At 32.0% G+C, this 3917-nt stretch carries 3 protein-coding genes and 1 pseudogene; 2 read left to right on the top strand and 2 right to left on the bottom strand.

Features of this window, described 5'->3' with window-relative positions:
• Positions 1–57: 57 nt before the first annotated feature.
• Positions 58–390 (bottom strand): RagB/SusD family nutrient uptake outer membrane protein, encoded by a 333-nt coding sequence (locus BXU11_RS18350; protein ID WP_223253797.1) that lies wholly within the window; start codon positions 388–390, stop codon positions 58–60.
• Positions 365–1423, bottom strand: a complete 1059-nt coding sequence (locus tag BXU11_RS17490; RefSeq protein WP_255373983.1) for a RagB/SusD family nutrient uptake outer membrane protein — start codon at positions 1421–1423, stop codon at positions 365–367. The genes BXU11_RS18350 and BXU11_RS17490 overlap by 26 nt, the downstream gene beginning before the upstream one ends.
• A 957-nt stretch (positions 1424–2380) precedes the next feature.
• Here BXU11_RS17490 and BXU11_RS18335 point away from each other — a divergent pair.
• Positions 2381–2987 (top strand): annotated as a pseudogene (locus tag BXU11_RS18335) (RagB/SusD family nutrient uptake outer membrane protein); the annotation flags it as partial.
• Between the two features lie 498 nt (positions 2988–3485).
• A complete protein-coding gene (locus BXU11_RS18535) occupies positions 3486–3863 on the top strand; it encodes a RagB/SusD family nutrient uptake outer membrane protein (protein WP_255373982.1) in 378 nt (125 codons plus the stop codon).
• Positions 3864–3917 lie beyond the last annotated feature (54 nt).

Raw genomic sequence — 3917 nt, 5'->3', positions numbered from 1 at the left:
AGTAAGTAATGCTATTTTTTTTACTTGTTTTAATATTTTCATAGTTCTGTGGTTTTGTTAACGTGGATTTTTTTCGATTCCTGTATTAGATACGTGTAATGGGATTTGAATAGCTTTTCGTTTATCGTCTTTTGTTAAAATATTATCCGCTTGATTATATGATTGATGGGTTACTTTTAAAGCAAACCTTTTAATATCAAGCCATCTTAAGCCTTCGTGAATAAACTCTCTTCTTCTAATTTCAGCAATTGCTTTTATGTAAGAAGTTTGTATTGGAGTTAGTGAGTAAAACGGAGTGTATTCATTTTCTATGACCGGATACTTGGCTATAACTTTAGCTTGTGTAATTTTGTCAGTAGTGGCATTATAATTTTTTACACGAATAGACATGAAATAATCTAATTCTTGATTGGCTAAAATCGATTTGATTCGTCATAATCAGTGCTTCGATTCGATTGAGGTACAATTCGTCATTACTTAATAATACAAGACCGGTAAACGGAAGACCAATTCCAGCATTTGCATTGGTGTATCTGAAGTATTCAGTAAATTTAGGAACGAAAATAGTGATTTGACCATTATACGATAACGGGCGATATAAATATTCTTTGTTTACTAAATTCGTTGTTGTTCCAAAAAGCTCGTCTCTATTGGCGCCTGTTAATTGATATCTGTTTCGTCTAAAACTTCTAGAGTAAGTAGATGAAGCAGAAACAATCAATAGGTTAGTGTTTTCACTTTCTTGAGAATATTTTCTTGTACCTGTTTCAAAATCAACATCTAAATAGGATTGATAGTTTCTTAATTGATCAATTTTATTTGAAGATAATTCATTAGAAACTTCTAAAACCTTATTCCATTCGCCTGTAATGGCATAAAAACGACTTGCAAAAGTGTTTGCTGCAGCTTTGTTAAAGTGGAATTTTGGCAATTTGTAATCACTATTGACATATTTAAGGCCTTCTGCTAAATCTGCTTTAATGTAATTGAAAACTTCTTCTACGGTATTCCTAGTGTACTTTTTTATCAATACGTCTTCGGGTTCTAATACATATGGTATTCCCAAATCAGTTTTTGCTGTTGCAGGATTATACCTTTGAGAGAAAAAGCTAACAAGCATAAAGTGAGAATAAGCTCTGGCAATAAGTGCTTCTCCTTTTTGAGGATTTAAATTACTTGGGTTGCCTAATTTTTTTATGGCATCTAGTGCTTGATTGGCATGTGCAATAGCATCATAACAAGCATCCCAATAAAAAGAAGGAGTGTCTCTTTGAATATCATCCTGCATTTCCCAGTTGTAATTTTGACTATTTTTTATAGTTGTCAGTGTTAAATCACCACTGTCAAAAACATTATCCGTCATTGTTTCAGCAAATTCCATATAGTTGGCTTGTGGATATGCATTAACTAATATTTCAGATATTTTTTCTGGTGTATTTAATTGTGTTCTGTTGTCAGGAATCTCAGAAAGGAAATCATCGCAACTAGTTTGAAAGTACTAATGTCAATAAGAGACTTAGTGTTATATTTAGTTTTCTCATTTTTTTGGTTTATTAAAAAGATACGTTAAGAGAGAATGTATACTGGCTAGTTATCGGCTGAGATACTCCACCAGATCTGTAAAATTCAGGATCTTGTCCGTTTAGTTTTTTGTCAGAATAGATTAAAAGAGGGTTAGCAGTTGATGCTTTCATGGTAAAAATATTAAGTCCTAATTTTTTCTTTAAATCTTTAGGGAATTCATAGCTAATTGCTACATTTTTTAATCTTACAAAAGTACCATCAGCAACACGTTCGTCAGAAAAGTTATAGGCATTGTATGCTCTTGTTAAATCTTTTGATTCAGCCGCATAGTTGGCAATTAATCGTTTGTCAGCAATAACTGGAATTGTTGTTAATGCTTCATCACCTGGATTAATCCATCTATTTGTGAATCCTATATAAACTGACAGTTAAATCGATCATAACTGTCAGAGTATATAGAATTCACAAATAGATGGATTAATCCAGGTGATGAAGCATTAACAACAATTCCAGTTATTGCTGACAAACGATTAATTGCCAACTATGCGGCTGAATCAAAAGATTTAACAAGAGCATACAATGCCTATAACTTTTCTGACGAACGTGTTGCTGATGGTACTTTTGTAAGATTAAAAAATGTAGCAATTAGCTATGAATTCCCTAAAGATTTAAAGAAAAAATTAGGACTTAATATTTTTTACCATGAAAGCATCAACTGCTAACCCTCTTTTAATCTATTCTGACAAAAAACTAAACGGACAAGATCCTGAATTTTACAGATCTGGTGGAGTATCTCAGCCGATAACTAGCCAGTATACATTCTCTCTTAACGTATCTTTTTAATAAACCAAAAAAAATGAGAAAACTAAATATAACACTAAGTCTCTTATTGACATTAGTACTTTCAACTAGTTGCGATGATTTCCTTTCTGAGATTCCTGACAACAGAACACAATTAAATACACCAGAAAAAATATCTGAAATATTAGTTAATGCATATCCACAAGCCAACTATATGGAATTTGCTGAAACAATGACGGATAATGTTTTTGACAGTGGTGATTTAACACTGACAACTATAAAAAATAGTCAAAATTACAACTGGGAAATGCAGGATGATATTCAAAGAGACACTCCTTCTTTTTATTGGGATGCTTGTTATGATGCTATTGCACATGCCAATCAAGCACTAGATGCCATAAAAAAAATTAGGCAACCCAAGTAATTTAAATCCTCAAAAAGGAGAAGCACTTATTGCCAGAGCTTATTCTCACTTTATGCTTGTTAGCTTTTTCTCTCAAAGGTATAATCCTGCAACAGCAAAAACTGATTTGGGAATACCATATGTATTAGAACCCGAAGACGTATTGATAAAAAAGTACACTAGGAATACCGTAGAAGAAGTTTTCAATTACATTAAAGCAGATTTAGCAGAAGGCCTTAAATATGTCAATAGTGATTACAAATTGCCAAAATTCCACTTTAACAAAGCTGCAGCAAACACTTTTGCAAGTCGTTTTTATGCCATTACAGGCGAATGGAATAAGGTTTTAGAAGTTTCTAATGAATTATCTTCAAATAAAATTGATCAATTAAGAAACTATCAATCCTATTTAGATGTTGATTTTGAAACAGGTACAAGAAAATATTCTCAAGAAAGTGAAAACACTAACCTATTGATTGTTTCTGCTTCATCTACTTACTCTAGAAGTTTTAGACGAAACAGATATCAATTAACAGGCGCCAATAGAGACGAGCTTTTTGGAACAACAACGAATTTAGTAAACAAAGAATATTTATATCGCCCGTTATCGTATAATGGTCAAATCACTATTTTCGTTCCTAAATTTACTGAATACTTCAGATACACCAATGCAAATGCTGGAATTGGTCTTCCGTTTACCGGTCTTGTATTATTAAGTAATGACGAATTGTACCTCAATCGAATCGAAGCACTGATTATGACGAATCAAATCGATTTAGCCAATCAAGAATTAGATTATTTCATGTCTATTCGTGTAAAAAATTATAATGCCACTACTGACAAAATTACACAAGCTAAAGTTATAGCCAAGTATCCGGTCATAGAAAATGAATACACTCCGTTTTACTCACTAACTCCAATACAAACTTCTTACATAAAAGCAATTGCTGAAATTAGAAGAAGAGAGTTTATTCACGAAGGCTTAAGATGGCTTGATATTAAAAGGTTTGCTTTAAAAGTAACCCATCAATCATATAATCAAGCGGATAATATTTTAACAAAAGACGATAAACGAAAAGCTATTCAAATCCCATTACACGTATCTAATACAGGAATCGAAAAAAATCCACGTTAACAAAACCACAGAACTATGAAAATATTAAAACAAGTAAAAAAAATAGCATTACTT

Origin of the sequence: Flavobacterium sp. LM5 (assembly GCF_002017945.1) — a bacterium.
Classification (GTDB): Bacteria; Bacteroidota; Bacteroidia; order Flavobacteriales; family Flavobacteriaceae; genus Flavobacterium; species Flavobacterium succinicans.
This window is presented reverse-complemented; position numbering and strand designations above follow the sequence as displayed.